20 protein-coding genes and 1 tRNA gene are annotated in these 19,533 nt (G+C 62.1%); 5 read left to right on the forward strand and 16 right to left on the reverse strand.

The genetic code is table 11. The annotated features are described in order from the left end of the window. Nucleotides 1–15: 15 nt before the first annotated feature. From araD1 to chvE, 4 genes are all read right to left on the reverse strand, one after another. The gene (gene araD1, locus EJ076_RS08890; protein ID WP_109666792.1) at nucleotides 16–1,008 is read right to left on the reverse strand and encodes an AraD1 family protein; all 993 of its coding nucleotides are present in this window, start codon (nucleotides 1,006–1,008) and stop codon (nucleotides 16–18) included. Nucleotides 1,009–1,316: 308 nt separating this feature from the next. Then, entirely contained in the window at nucleotides 1,317–2,603 is a 1,287-nt protein-coding gene (gene mmsB / locus EJ076_RS08895; protein ID WP_126067640.1) for a multiple monosaccharide ABC transporter permease, read from the reverse strand. Further along, nucleotides 2,600–4,132, reverse strand: coding sequence for a multiple monosaccharide ABC transporter ATP-binding protein (gene mmsA, locus EJ076_RS08900; protein WP_109666550.1), 1,533 nt, complete (start codon nucleotides 4,130–4,132; stop codon nucleotides 2,600–2,602). The genes mmsB and mmsA overlap by 4 nt, the downstream gene beginning before the upstream one ends. Before the next feature lie 121 nt (nucleotides 4,133–4,253). Next, nucleotides 4,254–5,321 carry a multiple monosaccharide ABC transporter substrate-binding protein gene (chvE, locus tag EJ076_RS08905; RefSeq protein ID WP_109666553.1) on the reverse strand — a complete coding sequence of 356 codons (1,068 nt, stop codon included), beginning with the start codon at nucleotides 5,319–5,321 and terminating at the stop codon, nucleotides 4,254–4,256. 312 nt (nucleotides 5,322–5,633) lie between these two features. On the opposite strand from chvE, the gene EJ076_RS08910 reads away from it, so the two are divergent. Both EJ076_RS08910 and EJ076_RS08915 read left to right on the forward strand, forming a co-directional pair. Next, a complete protein-coding gene (locus tag EJ076_RS08910; protein WP_126067641.1) occupies nucleotides 5,634–6,623 on the forward strand; it encodes a LysR family transcriptional regulator in 990 nt (329 codons plus the stop codon). 160 nt (nucleotides 6,624–6,783) lie between these two features. Next, nucleotides 6,784–7,035 (forward strand): hypothetical protein, encoded by a 252-nt coding sequence (locus EJ076_RS08915; RefSeq protein ID WP_126067642.1) that lies wholly within the window; start codon nucleotides 6,784–6,786, stop codon nucleotides 7,033–7,035. On the opposite strand, the gene EJ076_RS08920 is transcribed toward EJ076_RS08915, so the two are convergent. From EJ076_RS08920 to EJ076_RS08960, 9 genes are all read right to left on the reverse strand, one after another. Next, nucleotides 7,024–7,097, reverse strand: a tRNA-Gly gene (locus EJ076_RS08920). The genes EJ076_RS08915 and EJ076_RS08920 overlap by 12 nt on opposite strands. 72 nt (nucleotides 7,098–7,169) lie before the next feature. After that, the gene (locus tag EJ076_RS08925) at nucleotides 7,170–8,651 is read right to left on the reverse strand and encodes a hypothetical protein (RefSeq protein ID WP_126067643.1); all 1,482 of its coding nucleotides are present in this window, start codon (nucleotides 8,649–8,651) and stop codon (nucleotides 7,170–7,172) included. A 38-nt stretch (nucleotides 8,652–8,689) separates the two neighbouring features. Beyond that, entirely contained in the window at nucleotides 8,690–9,172 is a 483-nt protein-coding gene (locus tag EJ076_RS08930; RefSeq protein WP_245462978.1) for a GtrA family protein, read from the reverse strand. Beyond that, nucleotides 9,150–9,851, reverse strand: a complete 702-nt coding sequence (locus EJ076_RS08935) for a class I SAM-dependent methyltransferase (protein ID WP_109666563.1) — start codon at nucleotides 9,849–9,851, stop codon at nucleotides 9,150–9,152. The genes EJ076_RS08930 and EJ076_RS08935 overlap by 23 nt, the downstream gene beginning before the upstream one ends. Continuing rightward, nucleotides 9,844–10,833: a glycosyltransferase family 2 protein gene (locus EJ076_RS08940; RefSeq protein ID WP_206438809.1), complete on the reverse strand. Its 990-nt coding sequence runs from the start codon at nucleotides 10,831–10,833 to the stop codon at nucleotides 9,844–9,846. The genes EJ076_RS08935 and EJ076_RS08940 overlap by 8 nt, the downstream gene beginning before the upstream one ends. 81 nt (nucleotides 10,834–10,914) lie before the next feature. After that, nucleotides 10,915–12,414, reverse strand: a complete 1,500-nt coding sequence (locus EJ076_RS08945; protein ID WP_126067645.1) for a HAMP domain-containing sensor histidine kinase — start codon at nucleotides 12,412–12,414, stop codon at nucleotides 10,915–10,917. Then, a complete protein-coding gene (locus EJ076_RS08950; RefSeq protein WP_126067646.1) occupies nucleotides 12,411–13,085 on the reverse strand; it encodes a response regulator transcription factor in 675 nt (224 codons plus the stop codon). Before EJ076_RS08950 ends, EJ076_RS08945 begins: the two co-directional genes overlap by 4 nt. A gap of 40 nt (nucleotides 13,086–13,125) precedes the next feature. Next, nucleotides 13,126–13,518: a hypothetical protein gene (locus tag EJ076_RS08955; protein ID WP_109666568.1), complete on the reverse strand. Its 393-nt coding sequence runs from the start codon at nucleotides 13,516–13,518 to the stop codon at nucleotides 13,126–13,128. Nucleotides 13,519–13,731: 213 nt separating this feature from the next. After that, nucleotides 13,732–14,349, reverse strand: a complete 618-nt coding sequence (locus EJ076_RS08960; protein WP_126067647.1) for an outer membrane protein — start codon at nucleotides 14,347–14,349, stop codon at nucleotides 13,732–13,734. A 462-nt stretch (nucleotides 14,350–14,811) separates the two neighbouring features. Between EJ076_RS08960 and EJ076_RS08965 the strand changes: the two genes are divergently transcribed. Then, nucleotides 14,812–15,075 (forward strand): DUF6460 domain-containing protein, encoded by a 264-nt coding sequence (locus tag EJ076_RS08965; RefSeq protein WP_109666574.1) that lies wholly within the window; start codon nucleotides 14,812–14,814, stop codon nucleotides 15,073–15,075. A gap of 77 nt (nucleotides 15,076–15,152) precedes the next feature. Here EJ076_RS08965 and EJ076_RS08970 read toward each other — a convergent pair whose 3' ends face one another. Continuing rightward, a complete protein-coding gene (locus tag EJ076_RS08970) occupies nucleotides 15,153–16,058 on the reverse strand; it encodes a histone deacetylase (protein WP_126067648.1) in 906 nt (301 codons plus the stop codon). A 131-nt stretch (nucleotides 16,059–16,189) separates the two neighbouring features. On the opposite strand from EJ076_RS08970, the gene EJ076_RS08975 reads away from it, so the two are divergent. After that, nucleotides 16,190–17,548 (forward strand): MATE family efflux transporter, encoded by a 1,359-nt coding sequence (locus EJ076_RS08975; protein ID WP_126067649.1) that lies wholly within the window; start codon nucleotides 16,190–16,192, stop codon nucleotides 17,546–17,548. Here the strand turns inward: EJ076_RS08975 and EJ076_RS08980 are convergent. Next, nucleotides 17,541–18,620: a quinone-dependent dihydroorotate dehydrogenase gene (locus tag EJ076_RS08980; protein ID WP_126067650.1), complete on the reverse strand. Its 1,080-nt coding sequence runs from the start codon at nucleotides 18,618–18,620 to the stop codon at nucleotides 17,541–17,543. The two genes, EJ076_RS08975 and EJ076_RS08980, sit on opposite strands and share 8 nt — an antisense overlap. Continuing rightward, the gene (locus EJ076_RS08985; protein ID WP_126067651.1) at nucleotides 18,617–18,967 is read right to left on the reverse strand and encodes a DUF952 domain-containing protein; all 351 of its coding nucleotides are present in this window, start codon (nucleotides 18,965–18,967) and stop codon (nucleotides 18,617–18,619) included. The genes EJ076_RS08980 and EJ076_RS08985 overlap by 4 nt, the downstream gene beginning before the upstream one ends. Before the next feature lie 107 nt (nucleotides 18,968–19,074). On the opposite strand from EJ076_RS08985, the gene EJ076_RS08990 reads away from it, so the two are divergent. Further along, complete coding sequence (locus EJ076_RS08990; protein ID WP_056588273.1) at nucleotides 19,075–19,503, forward strand: hypothetical protein; 429 nt, start codon at nucleotides 19,075–19,077, stop codon at nucleotides 19,501–19,503. The last annotated feature ends 30 nt before the right edge of the window (nucleotides 19,504–19,533 follow it).

Raw genomic sequence — 19,533 nt, forward strand, 5'->3', positions numbered from 1 at the left:
GGGAGATCACCCTTTCTACAGCGCCTTCACCGCCACCTTCACCGGCTGTTCGATCTCGAGCGGATTGCGCAGCGGCAGGCCGAAATCCTTGGCCTCGATCTCGAACACGTCGCCGGCCTCGGTCTTGATGCCGTCGGCGAAGGACAGCGTCGCCGTGCCGAACATGTGCACATGCACGTCGCCCGGCTGGCGGAAGGCTGCATATTTGAAATGGTGGTGTTCGAGATTGGCGATGGTGTGCGACATGTTCGCTTCACCGGACAGGAACGGCTTTTCCCATAGCACCTCGCTGTCGCGCAGGATGCGCGAGGTGCCGCGGATGTCGGACGGCAGGTCGCCGATCAGGATCTCCGGGCCGAACGAGGCGTTGCGCAGCTTGGAATGGGCGAGGAAGAGATAATTCACGCGCTCGGTGACGTGGTCGGAGAACTCGTTCGACAGCGTGAAGCCGACACGGAAGGGCGCGCCGTCATCACCGATGACATAGATGCCGGCCACCTCCGGCTCTTCGCCGGCGTCCTTGGCGAAAGCCGGTGACAGGAGTGCGGCACCTGGCGCCACCGCCATCGTGCCGTTGCCCTTGTAGAACCATTCCGGCTGCACGCCGATCTGGCCTTTCGCGGGCTTGCCGCCCTCCAGCCCCATGCGGAACATCTTCATGGAATCGGTCAGTTGCTCCTCGCCGTCGGCACTGAGCTTCTTGTGCATGGAATCGCGTGTCGCGGCCGAACCCAGATGCGTCAGTCCGGTGCCGGTCAGGTGCAGATGCGCCGGGTCGGGGTGGTTGATCGGCGACAGCAGCCGCCCCTTCTTGTAGGCCGCCTCGAGATCGACCGTCTCGCCAAGCCCCTTGCGTTCGATCAGCGCGACGAGGCCGACGCCGGTGCGGGCAGCCTCCATCGCCAGCGAATAGACGCTACGGGCGCCGTTGATGATCCGGGTCTTGCCGCCATTGCGGGCGACGACGCGGATGGTCTCGGCGTCGTCAAGGATCTGGGAGATCAGCATGATGAATCCTCTCTCATTTGCCTTGGCAGGGTTGCCAAAACGGCAAACCTTGCTCAGCGCGGCCGGGACGTCGTCCATGCCACGGTTGATATTCTCCGTTCGGATTGCGCTCGCGGGCCTGGTCCCTCAGGGAACTTCTTTACGCCGGTGGGTTTGCCGGCAGCGCCGCGATCGTATGCCTCCTGCTTGCCTCGACTAGAGCGGTTCACCGTTTCACGGAAACGGCGAACCGCCCTAACTCATTGTCTTGGCGCAATTCCGGGCGGAAAACCGTTTCACACTTTTCCTGGAATTGCTCTAAAGCCTGTTCAAGCCTTGTTCTTGTTGTAGACGTCGAAGATCACGGCGCCGAGCAGCACCAGGCCTTTGACCACCTGCTGCCAGTCGACATTGACGCCCATGATCGACATGCCGTTGTTCATCACGCCCATGATGAAGCCGCCGACCACCGCGCCGATGACCTGGCCGACACCGCCCATCGCCGAGGCGCCGCCGATGAAGACGGCGGCGATGACGTCGAGCTCGGAGCCGAGGCCCGCCGCCGGCACGGCCTGGCCGAGGCGCGCCGCGATGATCAGGCCGCCAAGCGCCGACAGCACGCCCATATTGATGAACACCATCAGCGTCAGCCGCTCGGTGTTGATGCCCGACAGTTGCGCCGCCTTGGCATTGCCACCCATCGCGTAGATACGGCGGCCGATGGTCATGCGCTTGGTGACAAAGACGAACAGCGAGATCAGCACGCCCATGACGAGAAGCACCACCGGCAGGCCTCTGTAGCTGGCGAACTCATAAACCAGGAACAGCGCCAGCGCGCTGGCGACCAGCGTCTTGATGACGAACAGGGGGAAGGGCTCGGCCTCATAGCCATGGCGTTCGCGCTTGCGTCGCGTCCTCACCCCGAAATAGGCATAGGCCAGCACGGCGATCAGACCGAGCACGATCGTCGTCATGTGCAGCGTCAGGCCGCTGCCCATGATGGTCTTACCGGCCGCATTGACCGTCGGCGGGATCAGCGTCAGCGGACCGATCACGTCCGGGATGAAGCCGGAGCTGAGCATTTTGAAGTCGTCCGGAAGCGGACCGACCGAGGATCCGCCGCCCAGCAGCGCTTGGCAGATGCCGCGGAAGATCAGCATGCCCGCCAGCGTGACGATGAAGCTCGGTATTCGGTGATAGGCGATCCAATAGCCTTGCGCCGCGCCGATCAGGCCGCCCACGATGAGGCAGACGATCGAAACCACCAGCGGATTGCTGAGCGGTCCGAGCTGCCAGATGACCATCATGTTTGCCGCCAGCGCGCCCACGAAGCCGGCGACCGATCCGACGCTGAGGTCGATATAGCCAGAAACGATGACCAGCAGCATGCCCAGCGCCATCACGATGATGAAGGAGTTCTGCTGCACCAGGTTGCTGAGGTTGACCGGCTTGAACAGCGTTCCCGACGTGGTGAACTGGAAGAACAGCATGATGACGATCAGCGCGATAATCAGACCGTATTCGCGCAGGTTCGTCGTCAGCGCCGAGACGGCGATGCGTGGACGCTGTTCTTCGGCGACGTTACCCTGCGGGGCGGGGGCGATTTCGGTGCTCATGCTGCTTTTCCTTCTCCCCGAACGATGGCGCGCATTATTTTTTCCTGGCTTGCTTCCGCCGCGGGCATTTCGCCCACCATGCGCCCTTCGTTCATGACATAGATGCGGTCGGTGATGCCGAGCAGTTCTGGCATTTCCGACGAAATGACCACGATCGCCTTACCTTCGGCGGCGAGGCGGGCGATGATTGTGTAGATTTCGTACTTGGCGCCGACATCGATGCCGCGCGTCGGCTCGTCAAGGATCAGCACTTCCGGGTCGGCGAACAGCCATTTCGACAGCACCACCTTCTGCTGGTTGCCGCCGGAAAGATTGCCGGTCATCTGATAGACGCTCGAAGCGCGGATATTGGTCTTCTTGCGATAGTCGTTGGCAACGGCGAGCTCGCGCATGTCGTCGATCACGCTGTGGCGCGAGACGCCGCCGAGGTTGGCCAGAGTGATATTGTGCTTGATATGGTCGATGAGGTTGAGGCCGTAGGTCTTGCGATCCTCGGTGACGTAGGCGATTCCGTGTTCGACCGCCCTGCTCACCGAGGAGACATCGATCGGCTTGCCCTTGAGCAGCACCTCGCCGGTGATGCGGCGGCCATAGGAGCGGCCGAAGATGCTCATGGCGAATTCGGTGCGGCCGGCGCCCATCAGCCCGGCAATGCCCACAACCTCGCCCTTGCGCACATTGATGTCGATGCCCTTGATCACTTGCCGGTCGGCATGGAGCGGATGATAGACCGACCAGTTCCTTACTTCGAACACGACCTCGCCGATATCGGGCTCGCGCGGCGGATAGCGGTCGTCGAGCGAACGACCGACCATCGAGGTGATGATGCGGTCTTCCGAGATGTCCTTCTTGGCCAGTGTCTCGATGGTGCGCCCGTCACGGATGACGGTGACCTTGTCGGCGACCCGGTTCACCTCGTTGAGCTTGTGCGAGATCAGGATCGAGGTCATGCCTTGCCGCTTGAATTCGAGCAGCAGGTCGAGCAGCGCCTGGCTGTCCTTCTCGCTGAGCGACGCCGTTGGCTCGTCGAGGATCAGCAGCTTGACTTCCTTGCTCAGCGCCTTGGCGATCTCGACCAGCTGCTGCTTGCCGACGCCGATATTGGTGATCAGCGTCTTGGGGTCCTCCTTGAGGCCCACCTTCTTCAACAGGGCGCTGGTGCGCGCTTCGTTAGCATTCCAGTCGATGACGCCGTATCTGGCGTGCTCGTTGCCGAGGAAAATGTTTTCGGCGATCGACAGCATCGGCACCAGGGCAAGCTCCTGGTGGATGATGACGATGCCCTTGTGTTCGCTGTCATGGATGCCTTTGAAGTGACATTCCTGGCCCTGAAAGATGATCTGGCCGTCATAAGTGCCTGTGGGATAGACGCCCGACAGCACCTTCATCAGCGTCGACTTGCCGGCGCCGTTCTCGCCGACCACGGCATGAATCTCGCCTTCCTCGACGCTGAGGTTGACGTTCGACAGCGCCTTCACGCCGGGGAACGTCTTGGTGATGTCGCGCATCTCCAAAATCGTCGAAGCCATAAGGGATACTGCTCCTCCCAATTCCGGACAATGCCGGTGGGCTAGTATGCGAATTTTGGATTCGCCGCGCTAGCAAAAAGGGGCCCCGCTGTACGCGGGACCCCAGGCTTTTGCAATGCGATTACTTCAGGTCTTCGGCCTTGATGTAGCCGGAGTCGACGACCAGTGCCTGGTAGTTCGACTTGTCGACCTCATGCGGCGTCAAGAGGATCGAGGGGACAACCTTGACGTCGTTGTTGTAGGTCTTGGTGTCGAGGCCGTCCGGCTTGCCGCCCGACAGCACCTTGTCGACCAGACCGACAGTGGCCTTGGCCAGTTCGCGGGTGTCCTTGAACACGGTCGAGTACTGCTCGCCCGAGATGATCAGCTTGACCGAAGCGGTCTCGGCGTCCTGGCCGGTGACGACCGGCCACGGCTGAGCGGCCGTGCCATAACCGACGGCGCGCAGCGAGGCGGTGATACCGCGCGACAGACCGTCATATGGCGACAGAACGCCATCGACGCGGCTGCCGTCCGAATAGTTGGCGGAGAGCAGATTGTCCATGCGGGCCTGGGCGGTTGCCGCGAGCCAGCGCAGCGTGCCGACCTTGTCCATGCCGGTCTGGCCGGACTTCACGACGAGCACCTTGCTGTCGATCAGCGGCTGCAGCACCGAGATGGCGCCATTGTAGAAAAAGAAGGCATTGTTGTCATCCGGCGAACCGCCGAACAGCTCGATGTTGAACGGACCCTTCTTCTCCGGATAGCCGAGGCCCTTGAGCAGCGAATTGGCCTGGATAACGCCGACGCCGAAATTGTCGAAGGTGGTGTAGTAGTCGACATTGGCGGTCTTCTTGATCAGGCGGTCATAGGCGACGACGACGACACCGGCGTCAGCGGCCTTCTGCAGCGCATCCGACAGGGTGGTGCCGTCGATCGAAGCGATGATCAGCGCCTTCGGGCCCTTGGTGATTTCATTTTCCAGCTGGCTGAGCTGGTTGGGGATGTCGTCCTGCGCGTATTGCAGGTCGACGGTGTAGCCGAGAGCCTCGAGCTGGGACTTGACGGCGTCGCCGTCGTTGATCCAGCGCTGCGAGGTCTTGGTCGGCATCAGCACGCCGACAAGACCCTTATCGGCTGCGTGCGCCGAGTAGGTCATGGCGGCAACGCCAAGGGCCGCGACGGCGGCCAGTGTCTTGATGATTTTCACTTTAACTCTCCCTGGTTGATGGACGCGGCACCCCGGGGGTCGCGGGCCGCGCAATCGTGCAGAAGCGCCAAGGCACTGCTGCCGTCATATCGATCTCCGGTATCCTCCCATGGCCCCGAGACGCTGATTTCAATCGATACGATTTTCTCGTTAGCGACCGTCGCGTCTCGGAACGCGCGAAGGGTGTGGCTCTTTGCCATAACTGTCAAATGCGATCTTTGATGGTTGCTATATCATGGTTGGTATATGTACTGCGACGTGACGGGCTGATCCCAATACCGACCGTCCGCGAGCAGAAGAGAGGGGAAAGCGATGGCTGCGCTAGGGAATCCGACTGCAGTTTCAAATAGTTACAGAGAGATGCCGGGCGAAGGCGAAACCCTGCTGCGCAGCGGCCTCAGTCTGCGCCACATGCGCATGATCGTCGCGCTCGACGACCATGGCCGGGTCAGCGCGGCAGCCCAGGTCATGAACATTTCGCAGCCGGCGGCCTCGCGCATGATCAGCGAGATGGAGGCGGTGCTGGAGGTCAAGCTGTGCGAGAGACTGCCGCGCGGCATCACCTTGACGCCCTACGGCAAGGCTTTGGCCAGGCGCGCGCGCTCGATCCTCTTGGAGATGCGCGAGGTCGATCGCGAGATATCCGAGCTCAAGGCGGGCAAGGGCGGTTCGGTGTTCCTCGGTGCCGTGACGGCGCCTGCAATCGAGCTGGCGGTGCCGGCAATTCGCGAAATCCGCCGCATCTATCCGCGCATCGAGATCACCATGCAGGTCGAGACCTCCAACGTGCTGGCGCGCGAGCTGATCGCCACGCGCCATGATTTCATCATCGCGCGCATCCCCGACGACCTCAATCCGCGGCTGTTCGAGTCGCGCGTCATCGGCGTCGAGAAGGCGTGCCTGATCGTGCGCCGGGGCCATCCGCTCACCAAGGGCGAGGCGGTGCGGTTGGAAGAGACCGCCGCCTATGACTGGGTCTTTCAGTCGGGCGGCTCGCCCTTGCGCCAGGCGATGGAGAGCAATTTCCTCAACCGCAACATCGCTTTGCCGGACCGCATCCTCAACACCAGCTCACTGCTTCTGACGCTGGTCATGGTCGCGCAGTCCGATGCCATCGCGCCGGTCTCAGTCCAGGTGGCGAAATTCATCCAGAACCCTGACGGACTGGCCGGCGCCATCGACGTCGTCCAGACCGAATTCGACATCGAGGTCAGGCCTTACAGCCTGATCACGGTGAAGAACCGCGTGCTGTCGCCGGCCGCCAAGATGCTGCACGATTTCATTCTGAGGGAGGTGGGATGATGGCGCGGTCGGGTAGGGTTGCCTGGCGTCGAGTTCGATCGGGCGCGCAAAGCGCATGAAAGAGCCGCCAGGCCGAGGCTAGCGAAAGCGAGCCGGGAACATTATTTCCTGCCGATGCGTTCATGATCTTGCAAGGGACGATTTCTTCTGGAGGCTGAACATGTGCAGCTTCGAAATCATCGATCTGCTTTACGTGGTCGAGGCCTGCAAGCACGATCGATCGGTCGGGAATTTCGTGTCCATGGCTGAAAGCGTAGAAGAATTGCGGGTACTGACCGGCGATTTCGTTTCATCGGATGACGCAGTAGCAAACGCCCTCGCAACGGTGGCGCTTGCGCGCGGCTGCTCGGTTTTGTTCGACGAACAGGCAGGCGCTGAAATTGTTTCTGGCGCCTTAAGCTGGAGCGGGTAGAGGGAATCGAACCCTCGCGTTCAGCTTGGGAAGCTGACAAGCTACCATTACATCATACCCGCGTGTGCCCTCGTTACCATGACGGCCCGGCTTCGGGCAATCGCAAAGCACCCTTGCGCCGGCGCCAAACAGGATCAGGCGCCGGGCAGGTAGACCACGGCGTAATCGTCCGCATAGGCTCGCTTCCAGCCCAGCTGGTCAAAGAAGGGGATGCGGGCGTCATCAGCCGACAGCAGCGCCCAGCCTATTGCGTATTTCTTCAGCTGGGCTTCGAGGAGCGGCTTGCCGCCGGTGTGGCCCATGTCGTCATCGGCTTTTGTGAAACCGCCCAGGAACAGCTGGTCCGTCCGTCCGTCGATATAGGTCTTGATCCCGTGAAAGATCAGCGTCCCGCCGAAATTGTAGGAATTCATCACATTGCCAGACAGATGATGGCTTTCAGCGAAGGCCAGCGCCCCGCTGGCCGACGTCTTCGGGCTCGGCGCGACCTGATGAATACTGCCGAGCACGGCGACCGCACTGACCGTCAAGACGGCGGCCGCGCCGCAGATTGCGTAGAATCGCCTGGCGAAGAATTTTTCCAGTCCGTCGCGCTTTTGCGCCAGCCATGCGGTGGCTGAAAGCGAGGGGTATTGCTGCGCCACCTCGACTGCGATCACCAAGGGAACCAGCAGGAAGAACAGATACACGAAACGCACATGGGCGAGATAGACATGCAAGGTGAAGACGACGAACAGAGCCTTTGCCCAGCCAATTCGCAACGGTGCTACCAGAAGCCCGAAAAGTCCCAGCAGCATCGCCAGTTCCTGGATGGAGTTCTCCGGTTGATTGAATGCGTTCCATTCCATGATCAGCGGCACAGCCTCATTGCCGTAAGCCACGCCGAGCGTCGCCAGGATGGCCTGGACGCCATAGGGGTGGATCAGGCTGACCAGCGGGCAAAGCAGACCGAATGCGATCCATTTCGCCAGGAGGGCTGGTTTCGACAGGCCTGTGCGCGCCAGCAGATCGAGACCGGCGAAACCCGCGATGATGAAGCTCAGCGTGAAGGTGGCGTGCAGGTTCGCCCACAAAACGACCAGCACGAGCAGCCACCAGGGCGGCGCCCGTTCTTCCCTTGCTGCACGAAAGAGCATCTCCGTCCAGATGACGATGATCGGGAAGGTCAAGACATGCGGACGCGCCGTGAAGATCGACATGATCAGGAACACCGCGGCGAAGGCCAGTATAGTGGCCAGGATCGGCTTCAGCCAGGCGCTGAGAAACCACCCCATCAGGAAAACCGTCAGGGAAATCGAGGCGATGATAACGGTGACCACCCCGTTCCAGCCTCCTGTCTTGTAGGCAAGGGCCAGCACGACCTGCCCCAGCCATTCTTTGGCAATCCATGGCTGGCCGGCAAACGTGTAGGAATAAGGGTCGACCGTCGGAAATGTCCGGTTTGCCAGGAAATCCAGCCCGACCTTCACTTGCCACCAGCTGTCGGGATCCTGCAGGGTGGAACCGGCTTTTGCAGTCAGTATCGCCGCCATCGCCCAAGCCGTGAACAGGCAGAATATCGCGCGGGTCCGCTCGTCGTGCGTTGCGGCTTCCACCCCGGCCCGGGCGTTGTCCATAATGCGCCGCCTCTGATTGTTTGCGATGAGAGTTTGGTTCATGGAATTCGACTGCTCGGCGCCCGCCAAAGCTCGTCGGTCACCCGAAGGTTCCCGTCTGCTTTGTCGTCTGCGCGACTTTCACGTCCGACAAACACCAAGTGAGCCGAACCGAGACAGAAAACGACCGAATAGACGCAGATCGTTTCCAGGTGAACCAGGGAGCTTTCGGTGATGCCTGCTGAGCGAGTGGCGATCGCAACCGCCAGATTGACGCTGTAGGCGACCAAGAAGATCCCCCCATCCCCATATCGAAACAGGGTTCCTGACCGGAAGCCATCGGCCCGTGTGAAGGTCCATTGGCGGTTGCGGAAGAAGCCGAGGACAAGGTCGGTGACATAAACCGTGGCGTTGGCGAGGATGTCGTTAAGGCCGAGCGCAAGCTCGGCCAGAATGACCGCGTACCCCGACGCCGTGTTCAACAGACCGACGGCGCCAGATCGCAGCATCCTGGGAAAGTCAAACGGCAGGCTTGACCGCATGCGCAAAATATTGGGCTCCGACAGGAATCTTGGTGAGGAAACGCTCGAACGGCCTCAGCCTTGCAAGCAGCCGAGGAAAGAAAATCCGGTAGATGATCCGGGTGTTGGCAAGGCCCGCCTCGGCCATACGCCTGCGCATCTCGCGGGAATTTATCAAAACCGCGTTTTCGTCGAAGGCGCAGTTTCTCACCGCATGCGTGGTCAACGGGTTCCACGGATTGTGTTCGAAAAGAAAGAAGCTGCCGCCATCGGCCAGCACCCTGCCGATCTCCGCCAGCAGCCCGACCTGCAGGTCCTCGGGAATGTGGTGGAAGACGCAAGCCGCGAAGGCCAGGTCGAAGCTGCCAGCGGCAAAAGGAATCGTCTTGCCGTCGAAATGCGTGAAGGCGGCCTGGCCGGGAAAGCGCTTGCTGGCGATGTCGAGCGATTCCCGCGAAGGATCAAGCAAGGTGATCTCGGCGTCGGGAAACGCGTTGCGCATATGGCCGAGCGAATTGCCGACGCCGGCGCCGAAGTCGAGTATCCGCCGTGGTTTCACACCGGCCCGCCGCAGTGTCGTGGCGACGTCGTCGATCTTGTACCTGGCGAAGAAGTCCGGCGTTTCGCCACTCAGCCTTATGCTCGCGGCATGCTGCTCCTGGTATTCCCGCGCAAACTGGTCGAACTCGGCCTCAAGCACGTGCGGCTCTCTTTGCGATCTTCTGCAAACGATGGACCGGCAGATCCTTGTCTCTGGCTGCCAGGTTGCTCGAAACGATCTCGTTGACGAAGTAGAGCGGCCGCCGCTTCGTCTCCATGTACATGCGCCCGAGATACTCGCCGAAGATGCCAAGCACCATCAGCTGGACGCTGCCGAGGATCAGCACGATCGCGGCAAGGCTGGTCCAGCCGGGCAAGACGTTTCCGACCGACCATTCGAACAGGGTGTAGGCGAGCACGACCAACCCCAGAAGTCCGAACATCATTCCGAGCAACGAGGCGAACCGCAGAGGCACGATCGAGAAGCTGGTCATCGCGTCGATCGCCAGAAGAACCATTTTCTTCAGCGGATAGTGGGTGGTGCCGGCAAAGCGACGGTGCCGTTCATAGGGGAGAGCCGTCTGCTTCAGCCCGATCCAGCTCACCATACCGCGAATGAACCTGTAGCGTTCGGGCATCGCGTTCAGATGGTCGAGCGCGCGGCGGCTCATCAGCCGGAAATCGCCAGTATTCGGGGCTATATCGACGTCGACCATCCGGCGCAGCAAGCGGTAGAACATCGAGGCGGAAGCGAGCTTGAACCAGCTTTCGCCGTCGCGCGTCAGCCTCTGGCCGTAAACGACATCGAAGCCTTCGTTCATCTTCGTCATCATCGCGCCGAGCAGCTCAGGCGGATCCTGCAGGTCGGCATCGAGAATGAGAATGCGCTGGCCGCGACAGAATTCGAGCCCCGCGCTCAACGCGATCTGGTGGCCATAGTTGCGGGCAAGATCGATGGCGACGACATGGTCGTCCTTTTCGGCCAGCTGGAAAATGGCCTCGCGCGTCCCGTCGGTCGCGCCGTCGATAACAAGGACGATCTCATAGGAAGGGCCTTGTTCGACGCATGCGGCCGTCACCCGCCGATGCAGTTCGGCCAGGCCATCCAGCTCATTGTAGCATGGGACGACCACCGACAGCATGACGGCGCGTCGCGCGGTGTTTTTCTCCGTCTCCACCAAAAGCCTTGCTCCCGCTATTCGATTGGAAATAGCGGGAATTGGTTAGAAAACAGATAAGCCAGCGGGATCGGCTGCGGCCATCGGCCGGCCGCCTTTTCCGCTGCCAGCGGTCACGGGATGAACCGGCAGGGCCATGCGGATGCGGGCGCCTTGCCAGGACCCCGCCAATATCCGAATGGTGCCGTCATGCAGCAGCGCGATCTGCCGGGCAAGGTTCAATCCCAGACCTGCCCCACGCGATTGCGGCTGCAAGCGGTAGAAGGGTTCGAAGACATTCTCGCACTCATCCGCCGGAATGCCCGGGCCTTCGTCGTGGACTTCGACGCCACCGGTCTCGTCGACGGCAATGGTGATCGTGCCGGAGCCGCCGCCATGGTCGATGGCATTGCGCACGAGATTTGCCAGCGCGCGCTCGATCTGCAGGACGTTGACCTCGACATGGACCTTGCCGGCGGGCGGCTCGAAGGCAAGATCGTAGCCTGCTTCGATGGCGAGCGGGGCGAAGTCGGCGGCGACCCGGCTGACAAGGTCGCAGAGATCGATGATCTGGCGCTGGTCTGCCGGGCGGTCAAGCAACTGGTGGTCGAGCAGCTGCTGCGCAAGATGCGACAGGCGCTCGATATCATGCAGCAGGCGCACGCTTTGCGGTTCCTGCTTCAGCAATTCGGCGCGCGTGCGCAAGATGGCGATCGGCGTGCGCAGTTCATGGGCCGCGTCGGTGAGGAAGCGATTGTGCCGGTCATAGCCTTGGGCCAGGCGCGCCAGTGTCTGGTTGAAGGCATGCACCAGCGGCTCGATCTCCTGCGGCACATTCTTGACCGGGAGTTGCATCGCACGGGTGCCGATGTCGATACGCGCGGCCTGCTGGACGGTGTCGACGAGGCCGGCAAAAGATCTGCGCACGACGGCAGGCGTGGTCACCAGGGTCGTGGTTCCCATGACGAGGACAATCGGCAACAAAAGGATGATGATGATGGCCGTGAGAGCGGGAAGTGCCTTCTCCCAGTTCCTGCTGCCGTCCGGGTTCTTGGCGACATCGACGGTGGCCGAAATGGTGACTTCGAGGCCTTCTGTTTTGTCGCGCAAGGATCGTGTCGCGGCGATGATCTGAACCGTGCCCGCCTTGGTCGAAACCCTTTCGAGATAGGCCTCCGGCCGCGGGTCATCCTCCGAAAACCCGATGGTGGCGTGATCGGCCGCGCCCAGCAGATCGCCAAAATTCCTGGCGTAGACGTCGGGTATGGTGCCGAAGCGGACGCTCTGGCCGCTGCCGTCGCGGATAATGTACCAGACGTTCGGGAAGCCCTCACGAAACGAACGCAACTCGTCGGTCTCATGGACGATCAATTTGCCGTTGCCGTCACGATCGACGGCATTCTTGATGGCTGCAACGGCAGCCTCGTTGTCGACAAGAAGCCGCGGATCGGCGATCCATAGCGCGGCCGCGGACAGCACGATGAAGATAAGAAGCGTCGCCGCTTGCAGCAGGATCAGCCGCCGCACCAGCACCCATTGCAGCGAGCGCGTGCGCGGCTTTTTCACGAAGCCGCCCGCAGGAGATAACCGAGATTGCGGATCGCCCTGATCTCGATGCCGGCAGCGACATCGTCAAGCTTGCGACGCAGCCGCGAAATGTGCGCATCCAGCGCATTGGAGCCGATCTCGTCATCGAGGGCGTAGACGGCTTCTTCCAGGGCGCCGCGCATGATGGTCCGGCCTGGCCTGCGGATCAGCGTTTCGAGCACCAGCCGTTCACGCCGCGGCAACTCCAGTGCCTGGTCCTCGACAAGCGCCTCGCGATGGCGGAAATCATAGGTAAGGCGGCCGACCATCGTCTGGTTGGCGCGTGAGGTGAACGAACGCCTGTGCAAGGCATTGAGCCTGGCAACCAGTTCCACCGTGGCGAATGGCTTGACCATGTAGTCGTCGGCGCCGGCATCGAGCCCGGCCACCCTGTCGTCGAGACCGCTGAGCGCCGTCAGCGCGATCACCGGCACGTCCAGATGCAAGGCCCGCAGGCGCGGGATCAGGCTGAGACCATCGCCATCGGGCAGGCGGCGGTCCAGTATCACGGCGTCATGATGGCCGAGCCGCGCCACGGCTTCGGCATCGGCCAGTGTCGCGGCATGGTCGACGATGATGTCCTGGCGCTCGAGCGCCGTCTTCAGCACCGAGGCCATTTCCGGTTCGTCCTCGATCAGCAGGATGCGCATGCGCACGCTCCGTCACGGGCAGCCGGCAGGCTGTGGCAATTCATTCGCATTCCAGCTTCGGTTGACGAAAATTGGTGATGAACCATCGGCCGCCCGAGGCGCGGGCGTAGAACGTATAGAAGCATTCCTGGCGCTCGATATAGCCAGGCGTTTCGGTCTCTTCGTAGACGGTTCCGTGTTTCGTGTGGCGAACCTCGCCGCTGGAGGTCCCGGAAACCGCATTGGTGGAGATCTTGCGCCACTGATAGGCTCGCTCGCCTTGCCCGAGGTCAACGACGGCGGTTGGCGGACCGTAGTCCAGAATGACCGATTCGACCGGTTGCCCGATGTAGTTCTTCATGATGTCGGAGGCGCATCCCGTCAGCGCCAGCACGATTGCGACGAAGAACGCCTTCGAGATCCACACAAGATGGTTTGCGCGGCGTTTGGACATATCTGATTCCCATCATCAAGGTCATCCGCGGCACCTAGGGTGTGAAGATTGCATCGACATTACGCAGGACCCGGCACAGGCGCGGTCTGCCGATGCGCGTCGATGCCGGTGCGGATGGGGCAAGCAATTGCGCGGCACCCATTGCGTCTGGGCACCGCGCGAGGTCTGTTCGAACAGAATACAAGACGGGTTCAACTGAACCCGCGGCCTGCCCTAGAATCGATAGTTGATGCCGGCCTTCAGTTCATGGCTGCCGATCGTCGCCTTGGATTTACCGAAGGCCGACGTCGTTTCGACGCCAGGGGTGCGGACATAGTCATATTCGACCTTGGCCGAGAGGCCGCCGGCAAAACCCTGCTCGATGCCGGCGCCGACCAGATAGCCAAGTTTCCAGCCGTCGATACTGCTCACATTGTCGCCCTTGTCGAATTTTGTCAGGGCGACGCCGCCGGTTCCAAAGAGTAGCGTCTGGTCGAAACTCAAACCGGCCTTGGCTTTGGCGGCACCGCGCCATTTTTCCTTGATCTTGCCGCCCTCGACGTCGTGCTCGGCGCCACCCAGATAGGAGCCCTCGATCTCGGCACCGAGAACCGCTGGACCCATCTGCTGGTTGTAGCCGGCTTGAACGCCGCCGCTGAGGCCGTTCCGGCCGGCAAACGGGTTCGGCATCCCGGTGAACGCCGTGCCGCCATGCACGCCGACATAGGCGCCGCTCCACTGGAAAGCAGGGGGATCATTGTAGGCGGGTAGAAGGTCGGCGGCCATCGCCGGCCCGAGGAGGCACACGGCAAGGGCACTTGCCGTCAGGATGATCTTTGCTTGAGAGAACACTGCATTACTCCAACAGACGCGCGCATCCGGCAATCGATACGCAGGTTAATTCCCGAGGACCTCGACCGTTGGGGCGATCGAGCTCCGATTTGGTGTCTTTCAGGGATGGCTGCGCGGTCCTGGGACTGGCTTTCGCCAGCTGTAGTAGGGGGTCAGAGCGCCCGCGCGGCCGATCACCTGAAAGACGCCGACTGTCTCGCAGGCGAAAATTGCACGCACATTGCGGGGAATCAAAAAATGAAGATTTTTCGCTTTATTTTCAATAAATTAAGGTAATTCCATTTACGCATATTTAACAAATTGACACGGGTTCGGTCCGTTCGGTAGCGCAACCTTGCCATGCAATGCCTCGCTCGAGGTTCTTCGGCATCCCGTAAAACTGTCGGCTTGAAGCCGGCAAGCCAAGTGCGTATGTCTGGGCCGACGCCCTCGAGTCTGGGTACCTCAATCTGGAGACGGGCCTTGTCCGCACTGACGCGCTTTCTAGGCGACTCGCCGCTCAAGGTGATCCTGAAACTGCTGGTCGTGTCTTTCCTCGTCGGCCTGGTCATGAATGCCTTCGGCTGGTCGCCGATGGACGTGCTCTACGGCATCCAGAAGTTCTTCATCGACCTGTGGAATCTGGGCTTCCACGCCATCGACCGTTTCCTTGGCTATATCCTGCTGGGCGCGGCCATCGTCGTTCCGGCCTTCATCCTGCTCAGGCTCGCCAACTACCGGAAGTAGGGCATGATCCCGAACCGCAGGTCCGCGTCAGCGAAACTTGGGAACCGGTTTTCGGACAAGATCATGCTTAAAGAGGACTACCGGGCGTAGCCCGAGGCCACCTCGAACAGGATGGCGTGGCGCGCGGCAAGCGCGGGCACGTCCGTGGAATAGCCACCGCCGATGACGCCGCAGACCGGAATGCCCTGCGTGCGAAAGTGGCTGATCACCATGTCGTCGCGGGCCCGCAGGCCGTCATCCGATAGCGCCAGCCGGCCAAGCCGGTCCTCGGCATGGACGTCGACGCCGGCATTGTAGAACACGATGTCCCAATGCGCCTGGGCGGACAGGTCCGGCAGGATGGCGGCTAGCCTCTCCATGTAAGCTGCGTCATCCGTGCCGTCGGGCAGCGCGACATCGAGGTCGGAGGCGATCTTGCGCACGGGGTAGTTGCGGTCGCCATGCATGGAAAAGGTGAACACGCGCGGATCATCAGCGAGAATATCCGCCGTGCCGTCGCCTTGATGCACGTCGAGATCGACGACCAGGATGTTTTGTGCCGAGCCTTCGGCAAGCAGGACCAGCGCGGCGACGGCGACATCGTTGAAGGTGCAGAAGCCCGCACCTTGCGCGCGCCGCGCATGATGGCTGCCGCCGGCGGTGTTGCAGGCAATGCCGTGGCGCAATGCGAGCCGCGCCGCCAGCATCGTGCCGCCGGCGGCAAGCTGCGCGCGCAGCGAGACACGCGGGGTCACCGGAAAGCCGATCTCGCGTTCGATTTTTTCGGGCACCGAACAGCTGATGACCTGGGCGACATAGTCCGCCGCATGCGCAAGCTCCAGCCATGACGCCGGCGCCGGTTCGGCGGTGTTGAGCGTGTCGCGTCCAGCCAGTCCGCGTGCACGCAAGGCGTCCATCAGCAGCGGATATTTACTCATCGGAAAGCGATGGTTGGTGGCGAAGCCGGCGTCGTAGTCGGGGTGATGGACGATCTGCAGGGGCATGAACTGGATCCGGCGGGCTCGCGCCAGACCGGGGAATTCGGTTGGCCCTCGCGGGAAGAATGATTGCGCGGTGGCCGGAAAATGGGGCACATCGGCTGTTCGATCAAGCTCAAACAGCAAGGCAGCAATCCTTGGACAAGGGTGCAACCCCAGTCGACGCCAGATCCTCAATCGGCCTCGGATCTTTTGTCGTCACCAACCGTTCCGTGCTCGCCATCGCCGTGCCGATGACGCTTGCCTATCTGACGACGCCGATGCTCGGTCTGGTCGACACGGCTGTCGTCGGTCAGTTCGGCGACGCCGCCCTGCTCGGCGGCCTGGCGGCCGGCGCACTGGTCTTCGACGTCGTTTTCACCTCCTTCAATTTCCTGCGTTCGGGCACCACCGGGCTCGTCGCCCAGGCTTTCGGGCGCGCCGATGCCCTGGAGGAACAGGCGGTGTTCTGGCGTGCCGTGCTGATCGCGGTCGTCGCCGGCATCGTGCTCGCGGCCCTTGCGCCCCTGGTCGCCATCGCCGGGCAAAAATTCATGGGCGCCGAACCGCGCGTCAGCGAGGCGATGGCCGTCTACATCAGGATCAGGCTGCTTGCTGCCCCCTTTTCGCTGATCAACTATGCCATCCTTGGCTATGTGCTGGGGCGCGGCGAGGGCGGGCTCGGGCTGATGCTGCAACTGGTGCTCAACGGCATCAACATCGCGCTCTGCTTCCTGCTCGGGCTGGAGCTTGGCTGGGGCGTCGCCGGCGTCGCCTGGGCGACCGTCACCGGCGAGTTCCTTGCCATGCTGCTCGGCCTGGCGATCGTGATCCGCCGGTTCCGCGCGGCGCCGCCTTTGCCGCGCCATCGCCTGCTCGACATGGCCGCCTTCCTGCGCATGCTGTCGCTCAACCGCGACATCATGATCCGCTCGTTCTCACTGCTCGCCGCTTTTGCGCTGTTCACCCGCCAGGGCGCCCAGTTCGGCACGGTGACGCTGGCCGCCAACGCCGTGCTGATGAACTTCTTTCTCGTCGCCGGCTATTTCCTCGATGGCTTCGCCACCGCCGCCGAACAGCTGGCGGGCCGTGCCGTCGGCGCGCGCGCCGCCGCACCGTTCCGGCAGGCCGTGCGGCTGACCCTGTTCTGGGGCTTTGGCTTGGCCGGGGCTGCAACTCTGGTGCTGCTGTTTGGCGGCGCCAATCTGGTTGCTCTTGTGACGACGTCGCAGGAAGTCCGTGCAGTGGCCGACACCTACCTACCGTGGGCGGCGTTCACCGCGCTGAGCGGTGTGCTGGCGTTCCAGATGGATGGCGTCTTCATCGGCGCGACCTGGTCGCGCGACATGCGCAACATGATGCTTTTGTCGTTTCTCGCCTTCAGCGCCGCGCTGCTCACTTTGGCGCCCGCTTTCGGCAACAATGGTTTGTGGGCGGCGCTGCACGTCTTCCTGCTGGTGCGAGGCTTCAGCCTGCTCACCATTCTGCTGTTGCGGATGCAAACGGCGTTCAGCTGAGCGGCCTCATTGCCCATCGATCGAGATGGCTGTCGCGCAACTCGCGAATGGATCTGAGCCGTTCCGTGCCGGCAAAGCGTGCCATCGCGGCGACAATCCGGCCCGGCAGCGCAGGCCCGGCATAGATCATGCCGGTGTAGAGCTGCACCAGATCGGCGCCGGCACGGATCTTGTCCAGCGCGGCCTCGGCAGAATCGACGCCACCGACGCCGATGATGGCGCGGTCTGGGCCAAGCAGCTTGCGCATCTTCGCCAGCACGATGGTCGAGCGTTCGAACAAGGGTTTGCCCGAGAGTCCGCCGGTTTCGCGCGCGGTGTCGCCGCTGCGCAGTGCCGGTCGGGAGATGGTGGTGTTGGAGACGATGACGCCGTCGATCCGCTTCTCGGTGACCTCTGCGGCGATGTCCTCCAGCTCTGCCTCGACCAGATCCGGCGCGATCTTGAGGAAGACCGGCGGCTGGGCTGTTGCCGTGGCGCGCGCGGCCATGACACGCGACAAAAGTTCGCCAAGCTGCTCGCGCGCCTGCATGTTGCGCAGGCCCGGCGTGTTGGGCGAGGAGATGTTGACGGTGAGATAGCTGGCGTATTGCGCAAACCGGGCGACACCGCGCTCGTAGTCGCCGATGCGGTCGCTGCTGTCCTTGTTGGCGCCGATGTTGACGCCGACGATGCCGCCACGCCCCTTGCGTGCGGCAAGGCGCTTTTCGGCCGCTACATGGCCTTCATTGTTGAAGCCCAGCCGGTTGATCACCGCTTCGTCCGCCGTCAGCCGGAAAATGCGCGGCTTCGGATTGCCGGCCTGCGGCAGCGGCGTGATCGTGCCGACCTCGGCAAAGCCGAAACCCAGGCCAAGCAGCGCGTCGGGCACCTCGGCGTTCTTATCGTAGCCCGCAGCCATGCCGAGCGGATTCGGAAACTCGAGGCCGCAGACCGTCAGCTTCAGCCGCGCGTCGAGCGTCGTCCGCGCGCCGACCGGCAGGCCGCATCGCAACGCCGCGATCGACATGCCATGCGCGGTTTCCGGGTCGAAGGTGAACAGCAGCTTCTGGCCAAGCCGGTCGAGCACGCTCATTGCCCCTCCAGTGCCGGGAACTGATGCACACCATCGGCGCCAAGCGGCAGTTGTCGGACCCACAGCACGGCCTTTAGATCGAGCGGACCATAAAGATGCGGAAACAGTGCGCCGCCGCGCGAGACTTCGTATTTCAGCGCCGCGCCCAGGCTGGTCCCGTCGATGGCGACCAGCAGCAGGTCGGTCCGGCCGGCAAAGTGCTTTGCCGCGGTTTCCTTGACCTGCGCCGCGGTGGAGAAATGGATGAAGCCGTCTGCGACATCGATTGGCGCGCCGGTGAAGCGGCCATGTGTTTCGGCCTCGCGCCAAGGCGCTTGCGGGGTTATCTTGTAGATAATCTGAGACATGGTTGCGCTATAGTCCGAACCAGCCACGTGGGAAAGGCCACGCCAAGGGTCTTCCCCATTTCCGGCGCAAACATGCGATATTTCAGGCCTTGGCCATGGAGGACAACATGCGTCTGCAGCACATCTTGATCCCCGCCGCGCTCGTTTCGCTGGTCGCGGCTTCAGCTTATTCGGAAGAAACCGACCGCTACCGGCTGGAAAAGTCTGATAACGGCTATGTCCGTATGGATACGCAGACCGGCGCCATGTCGATCTGCGAGGAACGCTCCGGCCAGCTTGTCTGCAAGATGGCGGCCGACGAACGCGCTGCTTTCCAGGACGAGGTCGACCGCTTGCAGACCTCTATGAAGGCGATGGACGAGCGCGTCACCAAGCTCGAGAATTCGCTCTCCGCCCGCCTCGAATCGAAACTGCCGAGCGAGGAGGATTTCAACAAGACGATGAGCTACATGGAACGCTTCCTGCGCGGCTTCATGGGCATCGTCAAGGATATGGACAAGGACAACGGCGCCCAGCTCAATTCGCAGAAGACCTGAGCGTCCAAAGCAGGGAAAACGCGGCGCGCT

Source organism: Mesorhizobium sp. M7D.F.Ca.US.005.01.1.1, assembly GCF_003952545.1.
Classification (GTDB): domain Bacteria; phylum Pseudomonadota; class Alphaproteobacteria; order Rhizobiales; family Rhizobiaceae; genus Mesorhizobium; species Mesorhizobium loti.

Coding starts and splice junctions, on each gene's coding strand:
- araD1 (WP_109666792.1), bottom strand. CDS start 1,008: ATGCTGATCTCCCAGATCCTTGACGACGCCGAGACCATCCGCGTCGTC.
- mmsB (WP_126067640.1), bottom strand. CDS start 2,603: ATGAGCACCGAAATCGCCCCCGCCCCGCAGGGTAACGTCGCCGAAGAA.
- mmsA (WP_109666550.1), bottom strand. CDS start 4,132: ATGGCTTCGACGATTTTGGAGATGCGCGACATCACCAAGACGTTCCCC.
- EJ076_RS08910 (WP_126067641.1), top strand. CDS start 5,634: ATGGCTGCGCTAGGGAATCCGACTGCAGTTTCAAATAGTTACAGAGAG.
- EJ076_RS08915 (WP_126067642.1), top strand. CDS start 6,784: ATGTGCAGCTTCGAAATCATCGATCTGCTTTACGTGGTCGAGGCCTGC.
- EJ076_RS08925 (WP_126067643.1), bottom strand. CDS start 8,651: ATGGACAACGCCCGGGCCGGGGTGGAAGCCGCAACGCACGACGAGCGG.
- EJ076_RS08930 (WP_245462978.1), bottom strand. CDS start 9,172: ATGCGGTCAAGCCTGCCGTTTGACTTTCCCAGGATGCTGCGATCTGGC.
- EJ076_RS08940 (WP_206438809.1), bottom strand. CDS start 10,833: ATGCTGTCGGTGGTCGTCCCATGCTACAATGAGCTGGATGGCCTGGCC.
- EJ076_RS08950 (WP_126067646.1), bottom strand. CDS start 13,085: ATGCGCATCCTGCTGATCGAGGACGAACCGGAAATGGCCTCGGTGCTG.
- EJ076_RS08955 (WP_109666568.1), bottom strand. CDS start 13,518: ATGTCCAAACGCCGCGCAAACCATCTTGTGTGGATCTCGAAGGCGTTC.
- EJ076_RS08970 (WP_126067648.1), bottom strand. CDS start 16,058: ATGCCCCTGCAGATCGTCCATCACCCCGACTACGACGCCGGCTTCGCC.
- EJ076_RS08980 (WP_126067650.1), bottom strand. CDS start 18,620: ATGAGCGTGCTCGACCGGCTTGGCCAGAAGCTGCTGTTCACCTTCGAC.
- EJ076_RS08985 (WP_126067651.1), bottom strand. CDS start 18,967: ATGTCTCAGATTATCTACAAGATAACCCCGCAAGCGCCTTGGCGCGAG.
- EJ076_RS08990 (WP_056588273.1), top strand. CDS start 19,075: ATGCGTCTGCAGCACATCTTGATCCCCGCCGCGCTCGTTTCGCTGGTC.